The organism is Agrococcus sp. ARC_14 (assembly GCF_022436485.1).
Classification (GTDB): Bacteria; Actinomycetota; Actinomycetes; order Actinomycetales; family Microbacteriaceae; genus Agrococcus.
In genome coordinates this window covers 528,031-553,692 of sequence record NZ_JAKUDO010000001.1, presented here as the reverse complement: position 1 = coordinate 553,692, position 25,662 = coordinate 528,031, and the positions used below count along the sequence as shown (strand labels likewise).

General features: G+C 71.9%; 26 protein-coding genes. 15 read left to right on the top strand and 11 right to left on the bottom strand.

Going from position 1 to position 25,662, the window contains the following annotated elements; translation table 11 throughout:
* Window positions 1-6: 6 nt before the first annotated feature.
* A complete protein-coding gene (locus MKD51_RS02805) occupies window positions 7-687 on the bottom strand; it encodes a hypothetical protein (protein WP_240237906.1) in 681 nt (226 codons plus the stop codon).
* A 144-nt stretch (window positions 688-831) separates the two neighbouring features.
* Between MKD51_RS02805 and MKD51_RS02800 the strand changes: the two genes are divergently transcribed.
* Complete coding sequence (locus MKD51_RS02800; RefSeq protein ID WP_240237904.1) at window positions 832-1,713, top strand: ATP-binding cassette domain-containing protein; 882 nt, start codon at window positions 832-834, stop codon at window positions 1,711-1,713.
* The gene (locus MKD51_RS02795) at window positions 1,710-2,837 is read left to right on the top strand and encodes an ABC transporter permease (protein WP_240237902.1); all 1,128 of its coding nucleotides are present in this window, start codon (window positions 1,710-1,712) and stop codon (window positions 2,835-2,837) included. The genes MKD51_RS02800 and MKD51_RS02795 overlap by 4 nt, the downstream gene beginning before the upstream one ends.
* On the opposite strand, the gene MKD51_RS02790 is transcribed toward MKD51_RS02795, so the two are convergent.
* Complete coding sequence (locus MKD51_RS02790; protein ID WP_240237900.1) at window positions 2,774-3,055, bottom strand: hypothetical protein; 282 nt, start codon at window positions 3,053-3,055, stop codon at window positions 2,774-2,776. The two genes, MKD51_RS02795 and MKD51_RS02790, sit on opposite strands and share 64 nt — an antisense overlap.
* A gap of 192 nt (window positions 3,056-3,247) precedes the next feature.
* On the opposite strand from MKD51_RS02790, the gene erm reads away from it, so the two are divergent.
* From erm to MKD51_RS02770, 4 genes are all read left to right on the top strand, one after another.
* Window positions 3,248-4,063, top strand: a complete 816-nt coding sequence (gene erm, locus MKD51_RS02785) for a 23S ribosomal RNA methyltransferase Erm (RefSeq protein WP_240237898.1) — start codon at window positions 3,248-3,250, stop codon at window positions 4,061-4,063.
* A 117-nt stretch (window positions 4,064-4,180) separates the two neighbouring features.
* Window positions 4,181-4,540: a GntR family transcriptional regulator gene (locus MKD51_RS02780; RefSeq protein WP_240237896.1), complete on the top strand. Its 360-nt coding sequence runs from the start codon at window positions 4,181-4,183 to the stop codon at window positions 4,538-4,540.
* Window positions 4,537-5,436 carry an ABC transporter ATP-binding protein gene (locus MKD51_RS02775; protein ID WP_240237888.1) on the top strand — a complete coding sequence of 300 codons (900 nt, stop codon included), beginning with the start codon at window positions 4,537-4,539 and terminating at the stop codon, window positions 5,434-5,436. The genes MKD51_RS02780 and MKD51_RS02775 overlap by 4 nt, the downstream gene beginning before the upstream one ends.
* Before the next feature lie 11 nt (window positions 5,437-5,447).
* A complete protein-coding gene (locus tag MKD51_RS02770) occupies window positions 5,448-6,167 on the top strand; it encodes a hypothetical protein (RefSeq protein WP_240237886.1) in 720 nt (239 codons plus the stop codon).
* 75 nt (window positions 6,168-6,242) lie between these two features.
* On the opposite strand, the gene MKD51_RS02765 is transcribed toward MKD51_RS02770, so the two are convergent.
* A complete protein-coding gene (locus MKD51_RS02765; RefSeq protein ID WP_240237885.1) occupies window positions 6,243-6,926 on the bottom strand; it encodes a hypothetical protein in 684 nt (227 codons plus the stop codon).
* Window positions 6,927-7,052: 126 nt separating this feature from the next.
* Between MKD51_RS02765 and MKD51_RS02760 the strand changes: the two genes are divergently transcribed.
* Both MKD51_RS02760 and MKD51_RS02755 read left to right on the top strand, forming a co-directional pair.
* Complete coding sequence (locus MKD51_RS02760) at window positions 7,053-8,102, top strand: low specificity L-threonine aldolase (RefSeq protein ID WP_240237883.1); 1,050 nt, start codon at window positions 7,053-7,055, stop codon at window positions 8,100-8,102.
* A 344-nt stretch (window positions 8,103-8,446) separates the two neighbouring features.
* Window positions 8,447-8,890 carry a helix-turn-helix transcriptional regulator gene (locus MKD51_RS02755; protein ID WP_240237881.1) on the top strand — a complete coding sequence of 148 codons (444 nt, stop codon included), beginning with the start codon at window positions 8,447-8,449 and terminating at the stop codon, window positions 8,888-8,890.
* Here MKD51_RS02755 and MKD51_RS02750 read toward each other — a convergent pair.
* Both MKD51_RS02750 and MKD51_RS02745 read right to left on the bottom strand, forming a co-directional pair.
* Window positions 8,872-9,480, bottom strand: a complete 609-nt coding sequence (locus MKD51_RS02750; protein ID WP_240237879.1) for an ATP-dependent Clp protease proteolytic subunit — start codon at window positions 9,478-9,480, stop codon at window positions 8,872-8,874. The genes MKD51_RS02755 and MKD51_RS02750 overlap by 19 nt on opposite strands.
* The gene (locus MKD51_RS02745; protein WP_240237877.1) at window positions 9,477-10,154 is read right to left on the bottom strand and encodes an ATP-dependent Clp protease proteolytic subunit; all 678 of its coding nucleotides are present in this window, start codon (window positions 10,152-10,154) and stop codon (window positions 9,477-9,479) included. The genes MKD51_RS02750 and MKD51_RS02745 overlap by 4 nt, the downstream gene beginning before the upstream one ends.
* 219 nt (window positions 10,155-10,373) lie before the next feature.
* Here MKD51_RS02745 and MKD51_RS02740 point away from each other — a divergent pair, with 219 nt between their 5' ends.
* Window positions 10,374-11,042, top strand: a complete 669-nt coding sequence (locus MKD51_RS02740) for a YdeI/OmpD-associated family protein (RefSeq protein ID WP_240237875.1) — start codon at window positions 10,374-10,376, stop codon at window positions 11,040-11,042.
* A gap of 144 nt (window positions 11,043-11,186) precedes the next feature.
* Here MKD51_RS02740 and MKD51_RS02735 read toward each other — a convergent pair whose 3' ends face one another.
* Window positions 11,187-12,320 carry an SRPBCC domain-containing protein gene (locus tag MKD51_RS02735; RefSeq protein ID WP_240237873.1) on the bottom strand — a complete coding sequence of 378 codons (1,134 nt, stop codon included), beginning with the start codon at window positions 12,318-12,320 and terminating at the stop codon, window positions 11,187-11,189.
* Between the two features lie 71 nt (window positions 12,321-12,391).
* Here MKD51_RS02735 and MKD51_RS02730 point away from each other — a divergent pair, with 71 nt between their 5' ends.
* Window positions 12,392-13,345 carry an ROK family protein gene (locus MKD51_RS02730; RefSeq protein ID WP_240237871.1) on the top strand — a complete coding sequence of 318 codons (954 nt, stop codon included), beginning with the start codon at window positions 12,392-12,394 and terminating at the stop codon, window positions 13,343-13,345.
* Between the two features lie 377 nt (window positions 13,346-13,722).
* Here MKD51_RS02730 and MKD51_RS02725 read toward each other — a convergent pair whose 3' ends face one another.
* Window positions 13,723-15,267 carry a DEAD/DEAH box helicase gene (locus MKD51_RS02725; RefSeq protein WP_240240807.1) on the bottom strand — a complete coding sequence of 515 codons (1,545 nt, stop codon included), beginning with the start codon at window positions 15,265-15,267 and terminating at the stop codon, window positions 13,723-13,725.
* Between the two features lie 514 nt (window positions 15,268-15,781).
* Entirely contained in the window at window positions 15,782-16,735 is a 954-nt protein-coding gene (locus MKD51_RS02720; RefSeq protein ID WP_240237869.1) for a WYL domain-containing protein, read from the bottom strand.
* 58 nt (window positions 16,736-16,793) lie between these two features.
* Between MKD51_RS02720 and MKD51_RS02715 the strand changes: the two genes are divergently transcribed.
* The 3 genes from MKD51_RS02715 to MKD51_RS02705 all read left to right on the top strand — a co-directional run bounded on the left by MKD51_RS02715 (window position 16,794) and on the right by MKD51_RS02705 (window position 19,934).
* The gene (locus MKD51_RS02715) at window positions 16,794-17,951 is read left to right on the top strand and encodes an epoxide hydrolase (protein WP_240237867.1); all 1,158 of its coding nucleotides are present in this window, start codon (window positions 16,794-16,796) and stop codon (window positions 17,949-17,951) included.
* 57 nt (window positions 17,952-18,008) lie between these two features.
* Window positions 18,009-18,344, top strand: a complete 336-nt coding sequence (locus MKD51_RS02710) for a hypothetical protein (RefSeq protein ID WP_240237865.1) — start codon at window positions 18,009-18,011, stop codon at window positions 18,342-18,344.
* A 252-nt stretch (window positions 18,345-18,596) separates the two neighbouring features.
* Entirely contained in the window at window positions 18,597-19,934 is a 1,338-nt protein-coding gene (locus MKD51_RS02705; protein ID WP_240237863.1) for a cytochrome P450, read from the top strand.
* 2 nt (window positions 19,935-19,936) lie between these two features.
* Here the strand turns inward: MKD51_RS02705 and MKD51_RS02700 are convergent, their stop codons facing one another.
* Window positions 19,937-21,376: a sugar porter family MFS transporter gene (locus MKD51_RS02700; RefSeq protein ID WP_240237855.1), complete on the bottom strand. Its 1,440-nt coding sequence runs from the start codon at window positions 21,374-21,376 to the stop codon at window positions 19,937-19,939.
* A 125-nt stretch (window positions 21,377-21,501) separates the two neighbouring features.
* Here MKD51_RS02700 and MKD51_RS02695 point away from each other — a divergent pair, with 125 nt between their 5' ends.
* Window positions 21,502-21,960, top strand: coding sequence for a hypothetical protein (locus tag MKD51_RS02695; RefSeq protein WP_240237853.1), 459 nt, complete (start codon window positions 21,502-21,504; stop codon window positions 21,958-21,960).
* 18 nt (window positions 21,961-21,978) lie between these two features.
* Here MKD51_RS02695 and map read toward each other — a convergent pair whose 3' ends face one another.
* Window positions 21,979-22,755 (bottom strand): type I methionyl aminopeptidase, encoded by a 777-nt coding sequence (map, locus tag MKD51_RS02690; protein WP_240237851.1) that lies wholly within the window; start codon window positions 22,753-22,755, stop codon window positions 21,979-21,981.
* 33 nt (window positions 22,756-22,788) lie between these two features.
* Here map and MKD51_RS02685 point away from each other — a divergent pair, with 33 nt between their 5' ends.
* Window positions 22,789-23,055 (top strand): helix-turn-helix transcriptional regulator, encoded by a 267-nt coding sequence (locus MKD51_RS02685; RefSeq protein ID WP_240237849.1) that lies wholly within the window; start codon window positions 22,789-22,791, stop codon window positions 23,053-23,055.
* Between the two features lie 153 nt (window positions 23,056-23,208).
* On the opposite strand, the gene MKD51_RS02680 is transcribed toward MKD51_RS02685, so the two are convergent.
* On the bottom strand, window positions 23,209-25,443 hold the full coding sequence (locus tag MKD51_RS02680; protein WP_240237847.1) for an AAA family ATPase: 2,235 nt from the start codon (window positions 25,441-25,443) through the stop codon (window positions 23,209-23,211).
* Between the last annotated feature and the right edge of the window lie 219 nt (window positions 25,444-25,662).

The window sequence follows — 25,662 nt, the reverse complement described above, 5'->3', positions numbered from 1 at the left end:
AACGGTCTAGCCCTTCCCCTCCGCCGGCCGCGGTCGCCGCGTCAACTCCAGCCGCACGAGCGGCAGCAGGTGCTTCGCGAGCACGACCGTCGCGACGGCGTCGTCGAGCTCGACCCCGACGCCCGTCACGTGCTCGTCGTCGATCGAGACGGCCGGCAGCTCGACCCCATCGACGACGACGGATGCGTCAACCGCGTCGCGCTCGACGGGCGGGTCGATGAAGCTCCACGGCAGCTGGGGCGTCGGGTCGCGCTGCTCGCGGAAGGTGTTGCCGATCACGTTGCGCATGTGGAGCGCGAGCCGATCGGCCACCGACTCATCCTCATCGAGCACGTGCGTCTGCACGGCCTCGTAAGCGGAGGGGAACCGAGCCCACTGCAGCATCTCCACCGCGACAGCGGGCAGCTTCGGCGAAGGGTCGGCGATCGCGGCGGCGATGTCGGGATGCAGCTCGACGTGGTTGACCGGGTCGTCGAGGTCATCCGGGTTCCAGAGGATCGCGTAGGTGATCGCCGCGGCCTCGAGGCAGAAGGGCCCGTCGTTCACGCTCGAGGAGATCGTGTTCACCCCGGTCTCCCGGATGCCCGGCTGCGGCACGAGCGTCGCGAGACGCACGGGGAACTCGGCCCCGACCGCATCGAGCGTGGGGATCTCGGGGATCGGCTCATCCCGGTCGGCGAACTCCATGCCCACCACCCTGCCGCGCGGCCGCGCCGAGCGCCAGCCTCACGCATCCGACCCGCTTCTCCCCCACGAGGGGGAGGACGACGGATGCCGCAGGCCAGCCGGGCGACGGAGGCGCGCGGCCGCGGGCGCGCATACCGTCGAGGCATGCTCTCCATCCATGCGATCCATCGCTCCTTCAAGGGGCACCAGGCGCTCAAGGACGTCTCCTTCGAGGTGCGGGACGGTCTCATCACCGGCTTCGTCGGCGCGAACGGGGCCGGCAAGACCACCGCGATGCGCATCATCCTCGGCGTGCTCGCTCCCGACAGCGGCGAGGTGCGGGTCGACGGGCGTCCCATCACGGCAGACGACCGCGCGCAGTTCGGCTACATGCCGGAGGAGCGGGGCCTCTACCCCAAGATGAAGATCCACGAGCAGCTGGTCTACCTGGCCCGCCTGCACGGCATGACCTCGGCCGACGCCGGCAAGCGCGCCGATGACCTGCTCGAGCGCCTGGGCCTCGGCGAGCGCAAGCACGACACGCTCGAGTCGCTCAGCCTCGGCAACCAGCAGCGCGCGCAGATCGCGGCAGCGCTCGTGCACGACCCTACGGCGCTCGTGCTCGACGAGCCCTTCTCGGGCCTCGACCCGATGGCGGTCGAGACCACCCTCGACGTGCTGCGCGACGTCGCCAGCGCCGGCGCCCCGGTGCTCTTCTCGAGCCACCAGCTCGACGTCGTCGAGCGCCTCTGCGACTCGCTCGTCATCCTCGCCAACGGTGAGGTGCGCGCGGCCGGAACCCGCGCCGAGATCCGCGCCGCACACACCCGCCCGGAGTGGATCCTCGAGACCGACGACGCCGGCTTCGTGCGCGGCATCTCGGGCGTCGAGGTGATCGAGTTCGACGGCGGCCATGTGCGCTTCTCCGCCGACAGCCCCGACGCCGCCGACCGCGTCCTCCGCGACGCCATCGAGCGCGGCAGCGTGCGCAGCTTCGCCCCCTCCATCCGCCCGCTGAACGAGATCTTCCAGGAGGTCGTCCGATGAGCGCCAGCAGCGCCCCCGCCACCACCGCATCCGCCAACCACCGCGGTCGCACCGGCTTCTGGCAGGCCACCGGCATCGTCGCCCAGCGCGAGATCCTCGTGCGCGTGCGCTCGAAGTCGTTCATCATCTCGAGCGCCATCATGCTCGCGCTCATCCTGGCCGGCGTGATCTTCTCGTCCGTCGGCCCTGCGCTGTTCGACGAGGACACCACCGTCGCGGCGGTCGCAGCCGCCGCGCCGGCGCTGCAGGGCTTGGACGGCATCGTCGTCGAGACCCTGGGCAGCGCGGATGCGGTGCGGCAGGCCGTGCAGGCGGGCTCGGTCGACGCCGGGCTCATCCCCGGATCCGGGCCCAGCGGCCTGCTCGTGATCGGCGACCGCGAGACGCCCTCGACGATCGTGCAGATGCTGAGCATCACGCCGGAGGTCGAGCTGCTCGACCCGAACGCGCCCAACCCGATGCTCACCTACTTCATCGGCATCGCCTTCGGCATCGTGTTCTTCTCGTCGGCGATCACGTTCGGCCAGACGATCGCGCAGTCGGTCGTGGAGGAGAAGCAGTCGCGCATCGTCGAGATCATGCTCGCCGCCGTGCCGGCCCGCGCGATCCTCTCCGGCAAGGTGATCGGCAACTCGGTGCTCGCCTTCGGGCAGATCATCCTGATCGCGGCCGTGGTGCTGCTGGGCGGTGCCATCACCGGCTCCCAGTTGCTGCTCGACGGCCTGGGCATGCCGATCGTCTGGTTCGTGGTGCTGTTCACCGTCGGCTTCGTGATGCTCGCCTCGCTCTATGCCGCTGCCGCCGCGCTCGTCTCGCGGGCCGAGGATCTGGGCACCGCGACGAGCCCGCTGATGATGCTCGTGATGCTCCCCTACATCGCGGTGATCATCTTCAACAACAACCCGCTGGCGCTGCAGATCATGTCGTACGTGCCGTTCTCGGCACCGGTGGCCGTGCCGATGCGCGTGTACCTGCAGTCGCAGGAATGGTGGGAGCCCTACCTCTCGCTCGCGATCCTGGTCGCCTTCACGCTGCTGGTGATCGGCTTCGCCGCACGCGTCTACGAGCGGTCGCTGCTGAAGACCGGCTCGATGGTGAAGTGGAAGGACGCGCTGAAGGCGTAGCGCGCCGCACAACGCAAGCCCGTCGCCCGGAAGTCGCGCACGATCTCGGTCAGCAGGTCGGATCGCCGCAGCATCCGGGTGGCGGGCTTGCGCTGTACAGCGACGGCTCGCCGCGCGCGCTCGCACGCACAGCGCTCGCGCGCTACCCTGCATGACATGGGAACCCTGTGCAGCAGCACCGCCATCACGGCGGGCTGCGCTGGCATGATCGCCAGCATCCGGCTGCGCCGCCGCTGACGGCGCGCTGCTCCCGGATCCGCTGAGCCACCTTGTTCCGACCCCGACGCACGTCGCGGCCACGGGCATCCGCTCAGTGATCACACACCTCTGAACGCTGCAGCTCGCCGTTCGCCCTCTGCCGGCGCGGCGCCGTTCACGCTGCCCGGCTCGAATCGCGAACCGGAGCACCCATGCCTCGCACGACCCATCGCCGCGCCCAGGCGCGCACCAACTCCCCGCAGCACGCCCCCGGCCGCCACGAGCTCGGCCAGAACTTCCTCGTCGACCGCCGCGTCATCGCCGAGGTCGTCGAGCGCGTAGCCGCCACCCGCGGCCCGATCCTCGAGATCGGCCCCGGCGACGGCGCCCTGACGTTGCCGCTCGCTCGCCTCGGCCGACCCATCCGCGCCCTGGAGACCGACCCGCGCAGAGCGGCCGCGCTCGCCCAGCGCGCTCCCCGCGGCACGCGCGTCGAGCACGCCGACGCGCTCGCGCACCGCTTCGAGCCCAGCCCGCACGTCGTGGTCTCGAACCTGCCGTTCCACATCACGACCGCACTGCTGCGGCACCTGCTCGATGCTCCGGGGTGGACGGATGCGGTGCTCATCGCCCAGTGGGAGGTCGCCCGCCGTCGGGCGGGCGTGGGCGGCGCCACGCAACTGACCGCGCAGGCGGCGCCCTGGTTCGAGTTCGCGCTCTGCCGGCGCATCCCGCGGCAGGCCTACCGCCCGATGCCGCAGGTCGACGGCGGCCTGTTCACCGTGCACCGGCGGGCGGCGCCGCTCGTGCCCAGGTCGGAGCAGCGCGTCTATCGCGCGATGGTCGCGCGCGTCTTCCAGAGCCCCGGCGCCGGGCTGGCCCGCATCCTGCCCGCCGCACGGGTGCTGCCGCCCGCTGCCGCCAAGCGCTGGCTGCGGGAGCGCTCGCACACCGCAGGCGGTCTGCCGCGAGATCTCGGGCCATCCGACTGGGCAGAGCTCTGGCACGAGCATCGGCGCATCGGCTGATCCGAACAGATCTCGCGATCGGACTTGACAGGTTGGTGGGTTCAGTGGTTCATTAGTCGAGTAACGAACCAAAGGGGTGAGATGCACGACTCGCTCCCAACCCCACAGGAGGCAGACATGCTCGATGAGAGCAAGCCGCTCTTCCAGGCAGTCGCCGAGCAGATCGAGGACGGCATCCTCGACGGCAGCTATCCGGAAGACAGCCAGGTCCCCTCGACCAACGAGCTGGCCGCCTTCCTCCGCATCAACCCCGCCACCGCCGGCAAGGGCCTCGGGCTCCTCGTCGATGCGGATGTGCTCACCAAGAGGAGAGGGATCGGCATGTTCGTCGCTCCAGGCGCCCGCGAGGCACTTCGCCAGCGCCGCAAGTTCGCGTTCCAGGACCAGTACATCGCACCGTTGCTCCGCGAGGCAGCACAGCTCGGCATCACCGCCGAGGAGCTCGCGGGCATGATCACGAAAGAGGAAGCACGATGACCGCCATCGTCACGACCGACCTCACCAAGCGCTACCCGGAGGTCGCCGCACTCGACGGCGTCTCCATCCGCTTGGAGGAGAACCGCATCCACGGCCTGCTGGGCCGCAACGGCGCCGGCAAGACCACCCTCATGCAGCTGCTCACCGGCCAGGTCTTCGCGACCGCGGGCGACATGCAGGTGCTGGGCGGCACGCCGGTCGAGAGCATCGAGATCCTCTCGCAGACCGTCTTCATCCAGGAGAGCCAGAAGTACCCCGACACGTTCCGCGCGCTCGACGTGCTGCGGATCGCCGCCGGCGCCTACCCGAACTGGGATCAGCCATACGCAGACCGGCTGGTCGAGCAGTACCGACTGCCGGTCAAGCGGGCGATCAAGAAGCTCTCCCGCGGCCAGCTCTCGGCCATCGGCATCGTCATCGGCCTCGCCGCACGCGCACCGCTGACCTTCTTCGACGAGCCCTACCTGGGCCTCGACGCGGTCGCTCGGCAGATGTTCTTCGACGACCTGCTCGCCGACTACACCGAGCACCCCCGCACCATCGTGCTCTCGACCCACCACATCGACGAGGTCGCGAACCTGCTCGAGCACATCGTGATCCTCGATCAGGGCAAGGTGCTGCTCGAGGCCGACACCGACGACCTGCACGACGCGGCGATCACCGTCTCGGGCAGGGCAGACACGGTGGATGCGTTCCTGGCAGGCCGAGAGGTGCTCGAGCGCAAGGCGCTCGGCACGCTGGCCACCGCCACCTTCACGCCCCGCGACGGCGACGAGCTCGCCGCCCGCGAGGCAGGCCTGGACATCAACCAGGTCTCCCTGCAGGCGCTCTTCGTGCACCTGACCACCGCCAACGCGGCTTCGGCCGCCGCCCGCGCCGACCGCGCGACCGTCTGAGAGGAGTCGTCATGCGCATCCGCAATGTCGTCCAGCTCCACACCGTCAACAAGCTGCAGGCCTTCGGCTGGCCGCTGATCATCATGGGCTTCTCGCTCGCGATCGTGCTCGTGATCGCCGCGCTCGTCGGGGGTGTCGGCGGGCCCGAGGCCCTCGAGGGCATGAACACGGGCATGATGTGGAACGGCGCGATCTTCGCGCTGCTCGGCCCGCTCATCGGCTTCGGGTTCACCGCGATGGGGCAGTACTTCCCGCTCGCGCTCGGCCTCGGCCTCACCCGTCGCGAGTTCGCCGCCGGCACCGCGCTCGTCTTCGCCGGCAACGCGGCCTTCTACGCCATCATCGTCACGATCGGCAAGGTCATCGAGGTCGCCACCGGCGGGTTCGGCCTCAGCGCACGCTTCTTCGACGTCGTCTACACCGGCGTCGGCGAGTGGTGGCAGACGCTCATCCAGACGTTCCTGCTGATCCTCTCGGTGATGCTGGTGGGTGCGGCGATCACGACCGCGTTCCACCGCTGGGGCCAGTCGTTCCTCTGGACCTTCTGGCTCACGCTCGCCGTCGTGGTGGTCGCGTTCGCGGGCGGCCTGATCGTCTCGGAGGGCTTCCGCGGTCTTGCGACCGACGTCGCCGCGATGGGGTGGGGGCCATGGATGCTCGTGGTCGCCGTCGTCGGCGCCATCGGCGCGGCCGTGTGGCTCGGACTGGTGCGGCGCGCGCAAGCCCGGTAGCCCATCCGCCCGCTCGTCCATCGAGCACGAAGGCCCGTCCCGCAGCAGCGGGGCGGGCCTTCTGCGTGGAGTGGCTCAGCCGAGCGGGTCGGCCTGCTCAGGATGCTCGTCGGTCACGTACTCGGTGCCGCCCTGCTCTGCGGCGTAGCCGGTGGTGCGCTCGGTGCCGTGCTCGGTGGTGTGCTCGGACGCGTGCTCGGTGGCGTGCTCGGAGGCGTAGCCGGTGCTGTGCCCCGACTCGACGTCTTCGGTCGGCGCCCCCAGGCCCTGGGCGGGGGATTCCGCCTCCTGGGTCGGCGAGCCCTCGCCCGTCGACGAGGCTCCCAGGCCATAGACGGGTGAGCCCGGCTCCTGCACGGGCGCGCCCTCCCCTGCTGCGCCGGCGCCAGTGCCGTCGACCGGCGAGCTCGCGTCCTGCGTGCCGTATCCATCGCTGGCACCCGTGCCTTCGGCCGGTGAGCCGGCGTCCTGCGTCGGGGCGCCCGCGCCGCCGATGCCGTCGACGGTGCCGTGCAGCGGCTCCGTCGCGCCCTGGGGCGAGCGGCCGTCGAGCGGTGCCGTGCCGTCCTGCGACTCCGCCGCGATCTGCTCGGCGCCTCCGTCGTGCTCGGCGCCGGTCGTGCTGCCGTGCTGCGGGCTCTCGTCGCCCAGCGGCGCGTCGACCTCGCCGTCGGGATGCACAGGCCTGGCGCCTTCGGGCACCGGCGTCTCGTGCTCGCCGTGCTGCGGGCGGCCGTCGAACTGCGAGGTGTCGCTCATCTGCTGCTCCGATCCTGATGCGGTCGCGCCGGGCGGCGCTGAGGCTCCGCGGGGTCTCCCCTGCTGGCATTGTGGCGCGGACTGCGCTGCACTTGTACCCCGCAGTTCGTCTGCGAGGATCGACCCGTGCAGACGCTTCACGACACCGCCCTCCGCGGCTTCGCATCCGACAACTACTCCGGCGTGCATCCTGAGGTGCTCGACGCCATCGCCGCGGCGAACGGCGGTCACCAGACCGCCTATGGCGCCGACGACTACACGGCGCGACTGCAGCAGGTCGTGCGCGGGCACTTCGGCGAGCAGGCGGAGGCGTTTCCCGTCTTCAACGGGACCGGGGCGAACGTGCTCGCGCTGCAGTCGCTGCTGCCGCGCTGGGGCGCGGTGATCGCCGCGAAGAGCGCGCACATCAACGTCGACGAGGGCGGGGCGCCGGAGCGCGTCGGTGGCATGAAGCTGCTCACCGTCGCGACGCCCGACGGCAAGCTCACGCCCGAGCTCATCGACCAGGAGGCTTGGGGCTGGGGCGACGAGCACCGCGCGCAGCCGCTCGCGGTCTCGATCACGCAGTCGACCGAGCTCGGCACGCTCTACACGGCCGACGAGATCCGTGCGATCGCCGACCACGCGCACAGCCACGGCATGCTGCTGCACGTCGACGGCGCGCGACTGTCGAACGCCGCGGTGTCGCTCGGGCAGCCGCTGCGGGCGTTCACGACGGATGCCGGGGTCGACATCCTCTCGCTCGGCGGCACGAAGAACGGCGCCATGGGTGCCGAGGCCGTCGTCGTGCTCTCCGAAGGGGCGGGCGAGGGCCTCGTCTACCTGCGCAAGCTCAACATGCAGCTGGCGTCGAAGATGCGCTTCATCGCGGCGCAGCTGATCGCGCTGTTCGAGGGCGAGCTGTGGCAGCGCAACGCCGCCCACGCCAACGCCATGGCCGCCCGGCTGCGCGCCGCGGTCGAGTCGCTGCCGGGTGTCGAGTTCGCCTACCCGACGCAGTCGAACGGCGTCTTCGCGCGGCTGCCGGAGGGCGTCGCCGACCGCGTGCGCGACGCGTTCTTCTTCTACGACTGGGATGCCGCCGCCCGCGAAGTGCGCTGGATGTGCACCTGGGACACCACGGAGGACGACGTGGATGCGTTCGCGGCCGCCGTGCGGGAGGCCGTCGCCGGCTGACCGGGGTGCTCGATCGGGCTGAGCGGTGGGCCAACTCGCATGCGAGCTCGGGGGCTCGCTCAGCCCGATCGAGCACCCGGGTGCCGCGGCGGTCGTCCCGCGACAGCGGCAGCTCGACTGCAATGCGCACCTGGGTGCTCGCTCTGCCGGGATGATCGTCGCGTTGGTGTCAGCAGAGCCGGTCGCTGCTCCGGTTGCTCGGCGGAGCGGCCGTGACGCTCCTCCCGCGACAGCGGCAGCTCGACCGCAATGCGCGGCTGGACGCTCGCTCTGCCGGGATGAGCGGCGCTCTGCTGTCAGCAGAACCGGTCGCGGCCACGCTGCCCCGCGATCTACCGTGAGGCATGGCGACGACGCAGCCCGCAGGCCCCCGCACCGATGACGGTCGAGACGACGATCTCCCCGATGCACCAGAGCCGCTGTGGCGCGAGCTGCTTGGCCGCCGGCTGCGCTGGCTGCGGCTGCAGCGAGGCGAGACGCTCGCCGAGACCGCCAGGCGGGCCGGCGTCTCGCCGCAGTACCTGAGCGAGATCGAGCGCGGCATCAAGGAGCCCTCGAGCGAGATGGTCGCCGCGATCGCCGGCGCGCTCGGCACCTCGCTGCTCGACCTCACCTCCGCCATCGCGTGGGAGCTCACGGCGGCGATCGCGGCGCCCGCAGGCGTGCACCGGCTCGCGCCCGCCCGCCTGCTGGCTCCCGCATCCGCTCACCTGCTCGCGTCCGTGCGCTCGCTCGCGCCCACGCCCACGCGAGCGGCGACCTCGGCGACCTACGCACTTGCCGCATAGTCGGCATCCCGCACCATCACCTGGTCGACCAGCCCGTAGTCACGGGCAGCGGATGCGGTGAACACGCGGTCGTGATCGGTGTCGGCGCGCAGCGTCTCGAGGCTCTGGCCGGTCGCGGTCGCGAGGATCTGCTCGATGTCGCTGCGGACCCGCACCACCTCGTCGGCCTGCAGGATGAGGTCGGGGATCGCTCCCCTGCCCTGCGCGGCCGGCTGGTGCAGCACGACCCGCGCGTGCGGCAGCGCGGCTCGCTTGCCGGGCTCGCCGGCGGCCAGCAGCACGGCGCCGACGCCGATCGCCTGGCCGACGACCGTGGTCGCGACCTTCGGTCGGATGTAGCGCATGGTGTCGTGGATGGCGAGCATGGCACTGGGGTCGCCGCCCTCGCAGTTGATGTAGAGCTGCACGTCACGATCGGGGTTGTCGGTCTCGAGGTGCAGCAGCTGGGCGACGAGCGCGTTGGCCACGCCCGCGTCGATCGCGGTGCCGAGGTAGACGATGCGCTCGGCGAGCAGATGCGAGTAGACGTCCATGACGCGCTCGCCCCGCGACGACTGCGCGATGACATTGGGGATGGTGTAGCTGCTCATCGGGGACCCTCCTGGATGTCGGTGGTGGAGTCGACCTCGAGCACCGCGGCGGTGCCGCTGCCGGGCGAGGCGCCGAAGCCGAGCGGCTTGCGGCCGCGCGGGGCGATGGCGGCGAAGTCGGTGACGATCTCGTCGACGAAGCCGTAGTCGAGCGCCTGCTGCGCCGAGTACCAGCGGTCGTGCAGGGAGTCCTCGAAGATGCGCTCGAGGCTCTGGCCGGTGTCGTCGGCGATGAGGCCGAGCACGGTGTCGCGGGTGTGGCGCAGGTCGTTGGCCTGCAGCTCGACGTCGACCGCGGTGCCGCCGATGCCCGCGGAGCCCTGGTGCATGAGGATGCGGGAGTGCGGCAGCGCGCGCCTGCGGCCGGGGGTGCCGGCCGAGAGCAGGAACTGGCCCGCGCTGCACGCGATGCCGAACGCGAGCGTCGACACCTCGTTGGGGATCAGCCGCATCACATCGCGGATCGCCAGCATCGCCGGCACGGAGCCGCCCGGCGAGTGGATCCACAGGTCGATGTCGGCGGTCGGGCTCTCGGCGGCGAGCGACAGCAGCTGGGTCATCAGCAGCGTGCCGTTGTCGTCGTCGAGGGCGCCGTCGAGCACGAGCACGCGCTGCTCCAGCAGCTCGCGCCTGGCTCGTTCGTCGAACAGTCTGGGGCCGTTGTCTTCGCTCATGGATCCAGCCTGCGAGGACGAGGGCAGGATGGCGAGCCGCATCTGCTGCCGGCAGATGCGCGCCGCTGAGGGCGGCGAGCGGCACCCGTGTGCACAACGCAAGCCCGTTGGCACGATGCTGCGGGCACGAGTGGGGTTCGAGCTGGGGCGCCGCTGGTCCCGGCTCGCGAGCTTGCATTGTGCGCGCGGCGTGTGGGCGGGCGGTGGCATGCTGTGGCCATGTCCCAGCAGATCGGCACGCCCGGCGGCACCGACGAGCGCCCGGCGGTGTTCTTCCGCGACGCCGCGGAGTTCCGCGCCTGGCTCGAGGCCAACCACGAGACGGCGCCCGACCTCTGGATGGGCCTCAACGCCAAGCACGTCGACCCACGCGGCCTCACCTGGGCCGAAGCGGTGCCCGAAGCGCTCTGCTTCGGCTGGATCGACTCCCTCTCGCAGAAGGTCGACGACGACTCCCGGCGCCAGCGATGGAGCCCGCGCAAGCGCACCTCGGTCTGGTCGGCGGTCAACGTCGCCCACGTCGAGCGATTGACGGCGGAGGGGCGGATGCGCCCGGCCGGCCTGGCCGCGTACGAGGCGCGGCCCGCCGGCACCGGCTCGGGCTACTCGTACGAGACCGCGCCCACGGCGCTGCCGCCCGAGCTGCAGCTGCACGTCGACGCGTCGCCGGCCGCGCTGGCGTTCCTTGCCGAGGCGACCGCCAGCTACCGCAGGGCAGCCATCGCCTGGGTGCTCGGCGCCAAGCGCGAGGCGACTCGCGAGCAGCGGGCGAGGCAGCTCGCCGACGACTCGGCGGCAGGGCGGCTCATCCCGCCGCAGCGCTACGGCGACACCCCGAGGTGGGTGGAGCGGGCGGCGGCAGCGGCCGCAGCCAGCCCCGCTCTGTAGACGAGACCGAAGCGGGCCACAACCGGTCTCGTGACGCGTGCGGCCTGCGGTCGCGCGCTCCTCGACCTGCGAGCGACCGCAAGCGGTCTCGTGACGCGTGCGACCTGCGGTCGCGCGCTCCTCGACCTACGGGGCGAAGCCCGCCTAGGCCGCGAAGTACCGCGCCAGATTCGCGAGCGACGACCCGAACCCCAGCTCGTGGTCGGCCTGCGAGATGCCGGCGGGCACATCCGTCGCTGCCACCGTCACGCGGGTGCCGGCCGCGACGGTCTCGAGCGTCCAGGTCATGCGCATGTCACCCTCGAAGCGCTGCTCGCTCGACTCGAACGCGATGCGCTGCACCACCCGCCGCCCCGGCACGAGCTCGGTGAAGGTGACCTGCGACACGTCGGTGTCGACGGTCGTCTTGGCGTCCACCGGGTCCTCGAAGCGCAGCGTGGCCCGGAAACCGCCGCCCTCGCGCGCATCCAACTGCTCGATCTCACCGGTCGCGCCCTCCGGCGGCAGCCAGACGGCGAGCGCCTCGGCGTCGATCAGCGCCCGATAGATCTCGCTCGCGCGTGCCTCGATCACCGTCGACGCCCGATCGACCCTGCTGGTCTCGCGTGTCGACGCCCGGTTCGCGTCGCCGCGGGCGATCGCCCGCACCGCGGCGGCGAGCCCCAGCGCGAGGTCGTCGAAGGTGAGCGCCTCGCCGTCGTGGGTGAGGGCGGATGCGTCGGTCGGCGCATCCGGATCGGTCTCGGCCCCGACGGTGGCGGCGCCGCGCGAGCGCACCGCGGGCACGTGCACGAAGCCGCCCGGCATCGGCAGGCCGGCGGCCAGGTAGGCGACGTGGTTGCAGAGGAAGCGGCCGGCGTCGTCGCTCGCGACGGCAGGCAGCCCGACGCTCAGGATGGCGCTGGCGAGCGTGTCGGCGTCGAAGCCGGAGGCTCGCCTGGCGGGGCCGGACGAGTCGATCGCGGTGCCGCGCGGCTGCTCGCCGGCGTTGTCGGGGATGCGCGCGTCATCCTCGTTGACACCCCAGCGCTCCGGGGTGATCGCCCTGCGGCCACCGGCCTCGCCGACCGCCAGCACCGCATCCGGAGCGTGCTCCTCGACGAGCGCCAGCAACGCGGGGCCTGCTGTGGCGAACGCCACCGGCAGCGTGCCGGTGACGAGGTCGACGCCCGCCTGCGGGTCGGCGGCGAGGGCATCGGCGAGCCGCCGCACCGCCTCGAGGCTTGCGTTCTCGGAGTCGCTGCCGAAGGGCTCGAAGCCCGTCACGAGGATCTTCATGCACTCCATCCTGCACCGGATGGTCGGCAGCAATGGCTCTCGGCGCCGGCACAGCGCGGCAAGATGGTCGGATGACAGTCGCAGGCATCGACATCGGCGGATCCAAGATCGCCGCGGTCGCGCTCGCCGCACGCGCGCGCGGCTCGCTCGACCGCACGCCTGCCGACGTGCTCGTGCGCACCTACCGCGCCCACAGCATCCGCAGCCTGGAGGCCCTCATCGACGCGGTCGAGGCCTGCGTGCGCGAGCTCGACGATCGGCTGGCGGCCGCGGGGCATCCGCCGATCGCGGCGGTGGGACTCTCGCTCGCCGCATGGATGACGCGCGACCGAGCGCTCGTGCTCTGGGCGGCCCATCTGCTCGTGCGCGATGCCCCGGTGAAGGCCCTGCTGGAGCAGCGTCTCGACCTGCCGATCGTGCTCGAGAACGACGCCAACGGCTACCTGGTGGGCGAGGCCGCCATGGGTGCGGCGGCGGATGCGTCGTCGTCGATCCTGGTCGCGCTCGGCACTGGGGTGGGCGGCGCGCACGTGGTCGACGGGCGGCCGTTCATCGGCGCCAACGGCATGGGCGCGGAGCTCGGGCACGTGACGATCGACGAGTCGGGGCCGCGCTGCTCGTGCGACGCGCACGGCTGCCTGGAGTCGTTCGCGGGTGGCAACGCGCTCAGGCGCGAGGCGGCGCACGTGCCCGCGGCGGTCACGCTCGCACCCGATGGCGTGCCGACGGCCGAGCACCTCGCGGCCGCGGCGCGTGCGGGTGACGCGCAGGCGATCGCCGTGATGGAGGGTGCCGCGAAGGCCGTCGCGGCCGGACTGCGGCGGATGCTGCCGGCCTTCGACCCCGAGGTGGTCGTGCTCGGCGGCACCGTGATGCTCACGTGCGCCGACCTGCTGCTGCCCGTGATCGAGCGTGAGCTCGCCCAGCACGCGCCGCTGCAGGGCGTGCCGCAGCCGCGCAGGCTCGTGCTGGCGCAGCTCGGCGGGCACGCGGCGGCGATCGGTGCGGCGGTGCTGGCCTCGTAGGCTCCCTTGCGCGCCGCGCGCCACGCGCCACGCGCCACGCATCCACGCAAACCGGTACCAATTGATCGGCAGACGCGCGTTTTGCGGTCATTCGGTACCGGTTCTCCCCGTAGCAGCACCGGCCCCTGGCGCCGAGCCGAGTTCCGGTACCGATGTGGTGCCGGAAGCGCGCTCTGGCAGCACATCGGTACCGGAAGTGGGCGCGCGGATGCGCGGTGCGGACGCGCGGTGCGGATGCTGCGTGCGCGTCGTGCGGGGGGCATCCGGTCTCGTGACGGCAGCGGCCCTGCGGGCCGCGGCCTCCTCGACCTCCGAGGTAGACGACGAAACGGCTGCGACCCCTGAGGGACGCAGCCGTTTCGTCATGAAGCGAGGGGTCAGCCCTGCGCGCGGCGCGGGGAGCGGCGGTCGCCGCCTCCGCGCTGCTCGCCCGACTGCATGCTGCCGCCACCACCGGACGACCACGCGACCGACGAGCCGCCGCCACGGCCGCCCTGGCCTGCGGGCTTGCCCGAGCGAGCGCCCTGGCCGCCACGACCGCCACCGGCAGCCTGACCACCGCGACCGCCACGGCCGCCAGCGCCGGTGCCTGCCTGCTGCGGGCGACCCTGCGACTCGGGGCGACCCGAGCGATCCTTGCGCGGGCGCTCTGCGCGAGCTGCGCCGGCGCCGGCGCCGTGCGCGCCAGAGCCTGCGACGCCGTCGCGAGCGGATCCACGGCCGCGGCCGCTGCCGCCGCGCGAGCGGCCGGCACCCTGCTGCTGCTGGATCTCGTTGCCCGAGCCGGGGCCACCGGGGACCGGCGCCACGTGCGGGGCGTACGGGCCGACCAGCACATCCACCGCATCCGAGGACGAGGTGACGATCTGCGCCTGCACCTTGATGCCGGCCTTGCGCAGCAGCGACATCGTGTCGCTGCGCTGTGCAGCGATCATCACCGTTGCGACATCCCCGGCCGAGCCCGCGCGCGCCGTGCGGCCCGAGCGGTGCAGGTAGGCCTTGTGCTCCATGGGCGGGTCGACGTGCACCACGAGCTCGACGTTGTCGACGTGCACGCCGCGAGCGGCGACATCCGTCGCCACCAGCACGCGCACGGTGCCATCGGAGAACTGCGCCAGGTTGCGGTCGCGAGCGTTCTGCGACAGGTTGCCGTGCAGGTCGACGGCCGGGATGCCGGATGCCGTGAGGTGCTTCGCGAGCTTCTTCGCCTGGTGCTTGGTGCGGGTGAAGAGGATGCGGCGCCCCTCGCCCGAGGCGAGGCGGCGGACGAGCAGGTTCTTGTCGTCGGCCGAGACCTCGAACAGGTGGTGCGTCATCGCCGTGACGGGCGAGTTGGCCTCGTCGACCGAGTGCATGACCTCGTTGGTGAGGAAGCGCTTGACGAGCTTGTCAACGCCGTTGTCGAGCGTTGCCGAGAACAGCAGGCGCTGGCCCGACTGCGGCGTCTTGTCGAGGATCTTCGTGACGACCGGCAGGAAGCCGAGGTCGGCCATGTGGTCGGCCTCGTCGATGACGGTCATCTCGATCGCCTGCAGCGAGGCGACGCCCTGCTTCATGAGGTCCTCGAGGCGGCCGGGGCAGGCGACGATGATGTCGACGCCGTTACGCAGTGCGGTCTCCTGCGGGCGCTGCGAGACGCCGCCGAAGATGGTCGTGACCGTGAGGCCGGCCGCCTTGGCGAGCGGTGCCATCTCGGTCGCGATCTGGGTGGCGAGCTCGCGGGTCGGTGCGAGCACCAGGCCCAGCGGCAGGCCCTTGCGGCGGCCGCCGCCGGCGAGCTCGCCGGAGAGGCGCGCGATCAGCGGGATGGAGAACGCGAGCGTCTTGCCCGAGCCGGTCTTGCCGCGGCCGAGCACGTCGCGACCTGCGAGCGTGTCGGGCAGCGTGTCTGCCTGGATCGGGAAGGGGTGCTCGCGATCCATGCCCTTGAGGGCGGTGACGAGCTTGGCGGGAACGCCGAGCTCGGCGAAGGTCGTGGTGGCCTTCGGCGTGGTGATGGTGTCGGTCAATGGGTGCTCTTTCTGTGAGCGTGCGTGCGCACCCTGGCGGCTGCACGCGGGTGCAGGCGTTCTTCTTGGGTGGGTGCGTCGACGCAATTTCGGCGAGCGCGGCGGTGGCCGCGATCGTTCGCCGTGGAAGGTTCATCGACGTCCGGAGATTCCGAACGGAGAGAGGAGCGTTCAACGACGCTGGGTGTGTACCCATCTGGCGAGCCGACTTCGATGCCGAACTCGCGCAGTGCCCCCACTCTAGCAGGCGGGGTCTGACATCGCCTAGGACGTCGGGCCCCGCATCCCTCAGCCGTCGACGAGCACGGGTTCGCGCTCACCCGTGAAAGGTCTTGCCGGGCACGCCGGCGCGTTCGATCGGGCTGAGCGAGGGGTCGGCGCGCATGGGGGGCTCGGTGTCGCGCTCAGCCCGATCGACCGCGCGGCATCACGCGCGGGCGGCCGCCAGCATCCGCTCACCCATGCGCTCGAGCGCGTCGCGCAGCTCTGGCGGCTCGAGCACGGTGAAGTCGAAGCCGGCGCTGCCGAGGTAGACGGCGGATGCGTCGAGGTCGTCGGTGCCGAAGACCACGAGCGTCGTGCCGTCGTCGCGCTCCGCCGCCTCGACGATCTGCGGGCCGAAGCGCTGCCGCACCTGGGCGAGGCTCGCGCGCATGACCACTCGGCAGCGCACCGGGTAGGGCGCGGTGGCGATCGCGCTGCCGACGAACCGCGCCGTCGCCTCGTCGGGGATCGCGCGCTCGGGGAACGGGGCGCCCAGCGGCAGCCGCGGCTCGAGGCGGTCGAGCCGGAAGGTGCGCCACGCGTGCTGCTCGGGCACATGCGCCACGAGGTACCAGCGCTCGGCGGTGTGCACGATGCGGTGCGGCTCGACCTCGCGCTGCACCTCGCTGCCGTCGTGCCGGCGGTAGCGGATGCGCAGTCGTCGCCGCTCGCGGATCGCGCGGGCGACGAGCACCACGGCCTCGAGATCGACCGACGAGGCGCCGCCGAGGCCCACCATCGACTGCGACAGCCCGGCGATGCGCTCGCGCGCCTCGTTCGAGAGCGAGTGCTCGAGCTTCGCGAGCGCGCTGAGCGCTGCCTCGCCGAGCCCGCCGACGGCGCCGATCGCTGCACCGCGCAGGCCCACCGCGATCGCGACCGCCTCGTCGGGCGCGAGCACGAGCGGCGGCACCGCCGCTCCCGCGCCCAAGCGGTAGCCGCCGGCGGCGCCCTGCACCGCATCCACCCCGTAGCCCAGCTCGCGCAGCCGCTGCACATCGCGCCGCACGGTGCGCTCGGTGACTCCCATCCGGCGTGCGAGCTCCGGTGCCGAGCGCATGCCGCCGACCTGCAGCTGCGCCAGCAGCTCGAGCACGCGCGCGGTCGGATCGGCCATGCCACGAGCGTGCCACAACAGGACAGAAGCTGTCCGCATTCATCGCTTGACTGGACGCATGGACATCGACCAGCGCATCCGCCCGTTCACCATCGACATCCCGCAGGCCGACATCGACGACCTGCACGAGCGCCTCGCCCACACTCGCTGGGCCACACCGCTGCCCGGCGACTCATGGCAGCAGGGCGTGCCGCAGGCGACACTGCGGCGACTGGTCGAGGCGTGGCAGGCCTTCGACTGGCGCGCCTGCGAGTCGCGGCTCAACGCGCTCGAGCACATCACGACCGTCATCGACGGCCAGACGGTGCACGCCGTGCACGCCCGCTCGCCGCACGCCGACGCGACGCCGATCATCCTCACGCACGGCTGGCCCGCCTCGTTCCTCGAGCACCTGCACCTCATCGAGCCGCTCACGCAGCCTGAGCTGCACGGCGGGGATGCGGCGGATGCGTTCCACGTCGTGATCACGTCGGTGCCGGGCATCGGGTTCTCGACCCCCATCGCCGAGGGCGCCGACGTCACCGACAAGGGCACCGCGGCGATGTGGCTCGAGCTCATGACGCGGCTGGGCTACGAGCGCTTCGTCGCGCACGGCGGCGACCTGGGGGCGGGCATCGCGCCGGAGATCGCCAGGCTCGCGCCGGAGCGCGTGATCGGCGTGCACATCTCGGGCACGCTCGGCTCGTTCCTGAGCCCCGACGAGGCAGCGGAGATGCAGCTGAGCGAGCTCGAGCAGGATCGCGTCGCCCGCGTCGGCGGGTTCATGGAGCGGGAGTTCGGCTACATCGCGATCCAGGGCACCCGGCCATCGCTGGTCGGCACGATGCTCGCCGACTCCCCCGTCGCGCAGCTCGCGTGGATGTACGACAAGCTGCAGAGCTGGACCTGGCCCGCCGAGCGTGAGGCCACCGAGATCCTGGGCCTCGAGTGGGTGCTGGCGAACGCCTCGATCTACTGGTTCACGCGCTCGGGCGGCTCGGCCGCCTTCGTCGGCTACGCGCAGAACACCGCGTGGGGTGAGCAGGAGGCGCCCTCCGGCGTGCCGACCGCGGCGATCCAGTTCGCCCACGACGTGGGCATCCGCGCCAAGGCCGAGCAGGAGCACACGATCGTGCGCTGGACCGACATCGCCGACCGCGGCGGGCACTTCGGCGCCATGGAGGAGCCGGAGACGGTGATCGCCGACCTGCGCGCGTTCGTGCGCGGGCTGCGCTGACCGGGCGATTCTCACGCTGCACCGCTAGCCTGACGGCTTCATGACCTGAGGACCGAGATGCGCCGACACGACCTCCTCGGGCTCGGCCTCTTCCTCGCCGGGCTCGCGCTGGCCTACCTCGCGTTCTTCTTGCTCGGCGCGCGGGTGTTCCCCGCGGCCGCATCCGCCCGCGCCGACGAGATGACCTTCGCGAGCGCCTACTTCTTCGGCGAGCGCGGCACATCGTTCAGCGAGCTGGCGATCGTCGTCGCATGGATCGTGCTCGGCGCGGTCGGCGCGGTGTGCACGCGCTGCGGCTATCGCCTGATCACGTCGGCGGACGACTCCGTCGTCGTGGCCCGCTCGACGATTCCTCCGCGGCACGTCGACCTCGAAGGTTGGGCCCGCCACTAGCGGCGGGCCTTGGGCCGTCTACACAACGCAAGCCCCGCGCAGCGGGAGCGCGGCGGATCCCGGCGCCCAGGCAGTTGGGGCCCCCGGTTCGGGCCGGCGGGCTTGCGTTGTGCACGCGTCGCGGCGCACCGGGCGAGGTGAGAGGCGGCGGCCGGGCGGCGGCCGGGCGGCGGCCGGCGGCGGCCGGCGGCGGCGCACCACTCGCGGTCAGGCGCGGGGACTACCGTCGGGCGCGACGGAAGGACGCACCCCATGACGCACTCGCACGCTGCCCCGGCCACCGCATCCGACGCATCCGCATCCGACGACACACTCGCCTTCATCAGCAGGGGCTACGGCTTCGGCCGCCACATCTGGCGGCGCGCCCGCGGCTCGGTCGCTCGCGCCGTGCCGCTGCGGCTGCTCGGCGGCGACTCGCTGCTCGTGCGCGGCGCCGAGGGCGTTGAGCTGTTCTATGACGAGCGTCGGATGCGTCGGCACGGTGCGATGCCGTCGTTCATCCAGGAGACGCTCTTCGGGCACGGCTCGGTGCACAGCCTCGACGGCGACGAGCACCGCCACCGCAAGGCGACGTTCCTCAACGTCGCCTACGAGGATGCACAGGTGACCCGGCTGCTGCCGCACCTCGAGCGCGAGTGGCAGGCAGAGCTCGACGACTGGGTCGGCGGGGGCGAGCGCTCGGCCTACGACGCAGGGGTCGGCGCGCTCGGCCGCGCCATCATGCGCTGGGCCGGGCTGCCCGGCACCGCCGAGGCGAAGACCCGCTGGGCGGCGCGCGAGGCGCAGATCGTCGACGGCTTCGGGGTGCCCTATTCGCCCGAGTTCCTGCTCGCGGGGCTCAACCGGCTGTGGTGCGACCGGCACGCGAAGGAGCTCATCGAGGCAGTGCGCGCCGGCACGCTCGAAGCCGCGGAGGGCACCGCGCTGCACGCGTGGGCGTCGCACCGCGGCCCCGACGGCGAGCTGCTGGAGGCGAAGCTCGCGGGCGTCGAGCTGCAGAACGTGCTGCGGCCGACGATCGCGGTGGCGCGCTTCGTCGCGTTCGCCGCCAAGGAGCTGCACGACCGACCCGAGTGGCGCGAGCGCATCGCGGCCGAGACGACCGAGCGCGGTCGACTCACGGGCGGCGAGCTCGCGAGCGCGTTCGCGCAGGAGGTGCGCCGCACCGCCCCCTTCGTGCCGATGCTGCCCGCGCAGGCGATCGCCGACATCGAGATCGACGGCGAGCGCCTGCCGGCTGGCGGCCGGGTGCTGCTCGACATCCTCGGCACGAACACGGATGCGGAGTCCTGGGAGCGCGCGAACGCATTCGACCCCGAGCGCTTCGTCGGTCGCGACGACTGGGAGTCGATCGCGACGTTCGTGCCGCACGGCGGCGGGCACCCCACCACCGGCCACCGCTGCCCCGGCGAGAAGATCGCCATCGCCGGGCTCGCCGCCGCGGTCGCGGTGCTGAGCGATCCGCGGGTGGCGATCCTCGACGCGGGCCTCGAGGTGAACCGCCGTCGGCTCCCCACCAAGCCCGCCTCCGGCGGCGTCGTGCGCAGCGCATCCGCCCCGTCCGCCACACCGAGGTGCCCCTTCCACTGAGCTCAGCGCGCGAAGATCCTGCCCGTGTGGATGTCGGCCTCGAGCGCCTCGAGCGAGCGGCCACGCGTCTCGGGCACCTGCGTCGCGATGAAGGCGAGCGCGACTGCACCGACGGCGGCGAACAGGAAGAAGGTGCCGGTGATGCCGACCGCCTCGATGAGCGAGGGGAACGCCAGCGCGAGCGCGCCGTTGGCGAGCCAGTGCGCGAACACGGCGATGCCGATGCCGAGCCCGCGCATGTGCAGCGGGAAGACCTCCGACAGGTAGACCCAGGTCGCGACGTTGAGGAACGTCTGCATCGAGCCGACGAACGCGACGACGAGCGCCAGGATCACGAAGGGGCGGATGGGGTTCCCGGGCTCGAGCGCGCTCGACGCGATGCCGATGAGCACATGGCACGCCGTCGTGAGGCTGAAGCCGATCAGGAGCGTCGCGCGGCGGTCGAGGCGATCCATCATCGCGAGCGCGATGAAGCCGCCGACGACGGCGATGAGACCCGGCGCGATGTTCGCGATGAGCGCCGCCTGCTCGGAGAACCCCGACTCCACCAGCACCGTCTGGCCGTAGTACATGATCGAGTTGATGCCCGTGAGCTGCTGGGCGACACCCACCCCGATGCCGACGAGCAGGATGCGGCGCAGCCATCTGCTGCGCAGCACGGCTCGCAGGCCGGTGCGCGCACGGCGATCGGCAGGGGCCGCCGACCGGGTCTGCTCGATCTGGGCGAGCTCGGCCTCGGCGCGCTCGTCGGAGCGGACCGTTCGCAGCACGGTGAGCGCCTCCTCGCGCCTGCCGTGCTCGGCGAGCCAGCGCGGCGACTCCGGCATCCTCAGCATGCCGACGAAGAGTGCGATCGCCGGCAGCGCGCAGACGGCGAACATGATGCGCCACACGCCGTCGAGGTGGCCGAGCGCGCTGCCGAGGATCGCGTTCACGATGAAGGCGGCGAGCTGGCCCGACACGATCGCGACCTCGTTGCGGCCCGAGATGGAGCCGCGGATCTCGTAGGGCGCGAGCTCTGCGAGATAGACGGGCACGACCGTCGAGGCGCCACCGACCGCGAGCCCGAGCAGCACGCGGCCGACCACGAGCACCGAGAAGCCAGGAGCGAGCACGAGCACGAGCGTGCCGACGAAGAACAGCACGGCGAGCGCGACGAGCGTCCTCCGCCTGCCGAACGCATCCGACAACCGCCCCCCGACGAGCGCGCCCAGCGCCGCGGCGAACACGAGCGAGCTCGTGACGATGCCCTCGGAGAGCGCGTCGAGCCCGAGCTCCTCGCTCATCGGGTGCAGCGCGCCGTTGATCACGCCGGTGTCGTAGCCGAACAGCAGGCCGCCGAAGCACGCGACGATCGAGATGACGCCGAGGCGTGCGCGATGCGGGCCGGTCGAGAGCGGCGGCAGCGCTGCGTCGGCGCCGACGGGCGTAGCGAGGGCCATCGATCCTCCGGTTCTCGTGCGAGTTCGCACCCGATCGATCATGCCCTGCATCGCGCGCCGCTGCGGTCACTCGGCGGGCTCGCAGGCGCCGCGGCTATCGTGAGCGGCACGACAGGGAGGTCGACATGCCGAAGCCGCTGCATGATGTCACCCCAAGCGAGCGGGCGAACTCCCGCGAGCGCGAGCCGATCATGCATCGCACCGCGCCGGAGGTGGCGCCCATGGTGGTCGGCCGGGCCGTGGCCCATGACGCCTCGCGTGGGCGCATCGTCGCAGGGATCGCGATGCTCGTCGTCGGCATCGCTGCGGTCGCCGCCGGCGTCATCGGTCTCGGCACTCGGGTGGGTCCGACGGCTGTCGCGGTGCGCGACACCGATCTCGATCCCGTCGCCGTGTACTTCATGGGCACCGCCGGCTCCGTGGGCGAGCTGGTGCTGGTCATCGCCCTCATCGCGCTGATCCCCATCGGCATCGTGCTCGGCGCGATCGGCTACCGGCGCATCACCGACGACGGGCCGTCGCTGCCGGGCGTGCACGTCTCCAGCTCGCCCGCCGCCACCATGAACATCGGCGGCGAGGTCTAGCGAACCGCGGGCGCTCGCCTACGCCCGCGTCGGCAGCGTCAGGATCTCCGCGCCATCCTCGGTGATGGCGATCGTGTGCTCGGTGTGGGCCGTGCGGCTCCCGGTCTTGCTGCGCAGCGTCCAGCCGTCGGCATCCGTCACCAGCACGTCGGTGTCGGTCATGATCCACGGCTCGAGGGCCAGCAGCATGCCGGGGCGCAGCGGGAAGCCGCGGCCGGGGCGGCCGTCGTTCGGGATGTGCGGATCCTGGTGCATCGTCGAGCCGATGCCGTGGCCGCCGAAATCGAGGTTGATCGCGTAGCCGGCGTCGCCGAGCACCGTGCCGATGGCGTGCGAGAGGTCGCCGATGCGGGCGCCCGGCACGGCAGCGGCGATGCCGGCGGCGAGCGCGCGCTCGGTGATCTCGATGAGCGCGACGCTCTCGGCGGGCCGCGCGTCGCCGACGATGAAGCTGATGGCGGCGTCGGCCGCGACCCCGCGCAGCGAGACGGCGAGGTCGAGGGTCAGCAGGTCGCCGTCGGCGAGCCGGTAGTCGTGCGGGCGGCCGTGCAGCACCGCGTCGTTGACGCCCGTGCAGATGTAATGGCCGAAGGGCCCGCGCCCGAAGGAGGGTGCGTAGTCGACGTAGCAGGACTCCGCACCGGCCTCGGCGATCATCGCCTTCGCCCAGCGATCGATGTCGAGCAGGTTCGTGCCGACCGCGCTGCGGCCCTTGAGGCTGTGCAGGATGTCGCCCACGAGCGCGCCGGTGGCTCGGCCTCGCTCCACTTCAGCTGGGCTCAGGATCTCAATCATGCCGATAACTATACCGGTACTACAATCGGAGGCATGGTCAGACTGCCGCACACCCCCGAGGAGCTCGAGCGCGGAGCGCGCCTCGGCGCCCTGCTGCGCCGCGCCCGCGGCGAGCGGTCGATGCTGGAGACCGCGCTCGCGGCCGGCATCTCGCCCGAGACGCTGCGCAAGATCGAGACCGGTCGCGTCGCCACCCCGGCGTTCCCGACCATCGCGGCGATCGCCGACGCGCTCGGCCTCTCGCTCGATGCGGTGTGGGCCGAGATCAGCGCCGCCGAGCGGATCGCGACGCCCGCCTGACGGGTCCGCCGGCGTGCCGCCGCAGGTCGGCTCGGCTCGACTCGGCGCACAACGCAAGCTCGCTGCACCGATCTCGCGGCCGGGCAGCAGGGCGGTCGGATCCTTCGCGGCATCGGGCGGGCGGGCTTGCGTTGTGCGAGACGCGCGGGCGGGTCAGAGGTCGTCGAGCGGTTCGGGATCCTGGGGGGCGGATGCGTCCCGGCCGGTCCCCGGGCGGGGCTCCGCATCGAACGACCACTGCGCGGGCCGCTCGGCGCCAGCCGGGCCGACCCAGAGGCCCGAGCCACCCGGTGCCACGTCGACCACGACCCTGTCGCCATCGCGCACCTCGCCGGCCAGCAGCGCCCGCGCCAGCCGATCGTCGATCTCGCGCTGCATGAGCCTGCGCAGCGGTCGCGCGCCGTACATGGGGTCGTAGCCGCGCTCCCCCAGCCACTGCCTGGCGGCATCCGTCACCTCGACCGTGAGCCGCCGGTCGCGCAGCCGGCGGTCGAGTCCGCCTACCTGGATCTCGACGATCGAGCCGAGCTCCGCAGGGCTCAGCGCATCGAAGATGACGATGTCGTCGAGCCGGTTGACGAACTCGGGCTTGAAGGCTGCGCGCACGGCGCCCATCACCTGCTCGTGAGCCTGCGCCTGCGGCACCGTCGGATCGGTGAGGAACGCCGAGCCGAGGTTGGAGGTGAGGATGAGGATGGTGTTGCGGAAGTCGACCGTGCGGCCCTGGCCGTCGGTGAGGCGGCCGTCGTCGAGCACCTGCAGCAGCAGGTCGAAGACCTCGGGGTGGGCCTTCTCGACCTCATCCATGAGGATCACCGAGTAGGGGCGGCGGCGCACCGCCTCGGTGAGCTGCCCGCCCTGCTCATAGCCGACGTAGCCGGGAGGGGCGCCGACGAGCCGCGCCACCGAGTGCTTCTCGCCGTACTCCGACATGTCGATGCGCACGAGCGCCTTCTCGTCGTCGAAGAGCAGCTCGGCGAGCGCCTTCGCCAGCTCGGTCTTGCCGACGCCGGTGGGGCCGAGGAAGAGGAACGAACCGGTGGGCTTGTCGGGGTCGGAGACGCCCGCGCGGGTGCGTCGCACCGCATCCGCCACCGCTCCGACCGCCTGGCGCTGACCGACGACGCGGTGCGCGAGCTCATCCTCGAGGGCGAGCAGCTTCTCGGTCTCGCCCTGCAGCAGCCGACCGACGGGGATGCCCGTCCAGGCGGCGACGACCGAGGCGATGTCGTCGCTCGTCACCTGGTCGCCGACCATGCGCGCACCGGCCTCTGCGGCAGTCGCCTCTGCCTGCCCCAGCTGCTTCTCGATCTGCGGGATCTCGCCGTAGAGCAGCCGCGAGGCACGCTCGAGGTCACCGTCGCGCTGCGCACGCTCGGCGCGGTTGCGCAGCTCGTCGAGCGACTCGCGCAGCGAGCCGATGTGGTTGAGGCTCGAGCGCTCCGCCTGCCAGCGCTCGTCGAGCTCGCCCAACTGCGCGCGCAGCCCCGTGAGGCTCTCCTCGAGCGCCTCGAGACGCTCCTTCGAGGCGTCGTCGCGCTCGCGCTTGAGCGCCAGCCGCTCGATCTCCATGCGGTCGACCGTCCGGCGCAGCTGGTCGATCTCGGTCGGTGCCGAGTCGATCTCCATGCGCAGGCGGCTCGCGGCCTCATCGATCAGGTCGATCGCCTTGTCGGGCAGCTGGCGGGCCGTGATGTAGCGGTTGGAGAGGGATGCGGCCGCGACCAGCGCGCTGTCGGCGATCGTGACCTTGTGGTGCGCCTCGTAGCGCTCCTTGAGCCCGCGCAGGATCGCGACGGTGTCCTCGACGGAGGGCTCGCCCACGTAGACCTGCTGGAAGCGGCGCTCCATGGCCGCATCCTTCTCGACGAACTCGCGGTACTCGTCGAGCGTGGTGGCGCCGATGAGGCGCAGCTCGCCGCGCGCGAGCATGGGCTTGAGCATGTTGGAGGCGCCCTGGCTGCCCTCTGCGGCACCGGCGCCCATGATGACGTGCAGCTCGTCGATGAACGTGACGATCTGCCCCTCGGCCTTCGCGATCTCGCCGAGCACGTTCTTCATGCGCTCCTCGAAGTCGCCACGGTACTTGCTGCCCGCGACCATGGCATTCACGTCGAGCGAGACGAGGCGCTTGCCCTTGAGGCTCTCGGGCACGTCGCCGGCGACGATGCGCTGCGCGAGGCCCTCGACCACGGCGGTCTTGCCGACGCCGGGCTCGCCGATGAGCACCGGGTTGTTCTTGGTGCGGCGCGAGAGCACCTGGCTGATGCGCCGGATCTCGCTGTCGCGCCCGATGACCGGGTCGAGCTTGCCCGCGCGCGCGATCGCGGTGAGGTCGGTGCCGAACTGCTCGAGCGCCGACTTCTGGTCTTCCTGATCCGGCATCATGCCGCCCATCCGTGCCATGCATCCCCCTGGATCCTGTGTCGCGTCTCCCCGACGCATCCGCGATTCAAACTTGAGTGCTGTTGACTCAAGTTTACTCCGGATGCTGGGAGTTCGCTAGACGTGCGGACGGTGCGAGCGCTCGCGGCTGCGCACACCGCTGGCGTGAACCCGAGGAACGCCTCAAGCCCTGCCGATCTGGTGCGGGGCGAGCTGCGAGTG

Bases quoted from the DNA above. Each gene is read 5' to 3' on its own strand.
- MKD51_RS02720 (WP_240237869.1), bottom strand. From the start codon at position 16,735: ATGGCCGATCCGACCGCGCGCGTGCTCGAGCTGCTGGCGCAGCTGCAG.
- MKD51_RS02770 (WP_240237886.1), top strand. From the start codon at position 5,448: ATGCGCATCCGCAATGTCGTCCAGCTCCACACCGTCAACAAGCTGCAG.
- MKD51_RS02750 (WP_240237879.1), bottom strand. From the start codon at position 9,480: ATGAGCAGCTACACCATCCCCAATGTCATCGCGCAGTCGTCGCGGGGC.
- MKD51_RS02710 (WP_240237865.1), top strand. From the start codon at position 18,009: ATGCGCCGACACGACCTCCTCGGGCTCGGCCTCTTCCTCGCCGGGCTC.
- MKD51_RS02695 (WP_240237853.1), top strand. From the start codon at position 21,502: ATGCCGAAGCCGCTGCATGATGTCACCCCAAGCGAGCGGGCGAACTCC.
- MKD51_RS02740 (WP_240237875.1), top strand. From the start codon at position 10,374: ATGTCCCAGCAGATCGGCACGCCCGGCGGCACCGACGAGCGCCCGGCG.
- MKD51_RS02735 (WP_240237873.1), bottom strand. From the start codon at position 12,320: ATGAAGATCCTCGTGACGGGCTTCGAGCCCTTCGGCAGCGACTCCGAG.
- MKD51_RS02795 (WP_240237902.1), top strand. From the start codon at position 1,710: ATGAGCGCCAGCAGCGCCCCCGCCACCACCGCATCCGCCAACCACCGC.
- map (WP_240237851.1), bottom strand. From the start codon at position 22,755: ATGATTGAGATCCTGAGCCCAGCTGAAGTGGAGCGAGGCCGAGCCACC.
- MKD51_RS02780 (WP_240237896.1), top strand. From the start codon at position 4,181: ATGCTCGATGAGAGCAAGCCGCTCTTCCAGGCAGTCGCCGAGCAGATC.
- MKD51_RS02755 (WP_240237881.1), top strand. From the start codon at position 8,447: ATGGCGACGACGCAGCCCGCAGGCCCCCGCACCGATGACGGTCGAGAC.
- MKD51_RS02680 (WP_240237847.1), bottom strand. From the start codon at position 25,443: ATGATGCCGGATCAGGAAGACCAGAAGTCGGCGCTCGAGCAGTTCGGC.
- MKD51_RS02745 (WP_240237877.1), bottom strand. From the start codon at position 10,154: ATGAGCGAAGACAACGGCCCCAGACTGTTCGACGAACGAGCCAGGCGC.
- MKD51_RS02725 (WP_240240807.1), bottom strand. From the start codon at position 15,267: ATGGATCGCGAGCACCCCTTCCCGATCCAGGCAGACACGCTGCCCGAC.
- MKD51_RS02685 (WP_240237849.1), top strand. From the start codon at position 22,789: ATGGTCAGACTGCCGCACACCCCCGAGGAGCTCGAGCGCGGAGCGCGC.
- MKD51_RS02700 (WP_240237855.1), bottom strand. From the start codon at position 21,376: ATGGCCCTCGCTACGCCCGTCGGCGCCGACGCAGCGCTGCCGCCGCTC.
- MKD51_RS02765 (WP_240237885.1), bottom strand. From the start codon at position 6,926: ATGAGCGACACCTCGCAGTTCGACGGCCGCCCGCAGCACGGCGAGCAC.
- erm (WP_240237898.1), top strand. From the start codon at position 3,248: ATGCCTCGCACGACCCATCGCCGCGCCCAGGCGCGCACCAACTCCCCG.
- MKD51_RS02805 (WP_240237906.1), bottom strand. From the start codon at position 687: ATGGAGTTCGCCGACCGGGATGAGCCGATCCCCGAGATCCCCACGCTC.
- MKD51_RS02705 (WP_240237863.1), top strand. From the start codon at position 18,597: ATGACGCACTCGCACGCTGCCCCGGCCACCGCATCCGACGCATCCGCA.
- MKD51_RS02730 (WP_240237871.1), top strand. From the start codon at position 12,392: ATGACAGTCGCAGGCATCGACATCGGCGGATCCAAGATCGCCGCGGTC.
- MKD51_RS02790 (WP_240237900.1), bottom strand. From the start codon at position 3,055: ATGCTGGCGATCATGCCAGCGCAGCCCGCCGTGATGGCGGTGCTGCTG.
- MKD51_RS02775 (WP_240237888.1), top strand. From the start codon at position 4,537: ATGACCGCCATCGTCACGACCGACCTCACCAAGCGCTACCCGGAGGTC.
- MKD51_RS02715 (WP_240237867.1), top strand. From the start codon at position 16,794: ATGGACATCGACCAGCGCATCCGCCCGTTCACCATCGACATCCCGCAG.
- MKD51_RS02800 (WP_240237904.1), top strand. From the start codon at position 832: ATGCTCTCCATCCATGCGATCCATCGCTCCTTCAAGGGGCACCAGGCG.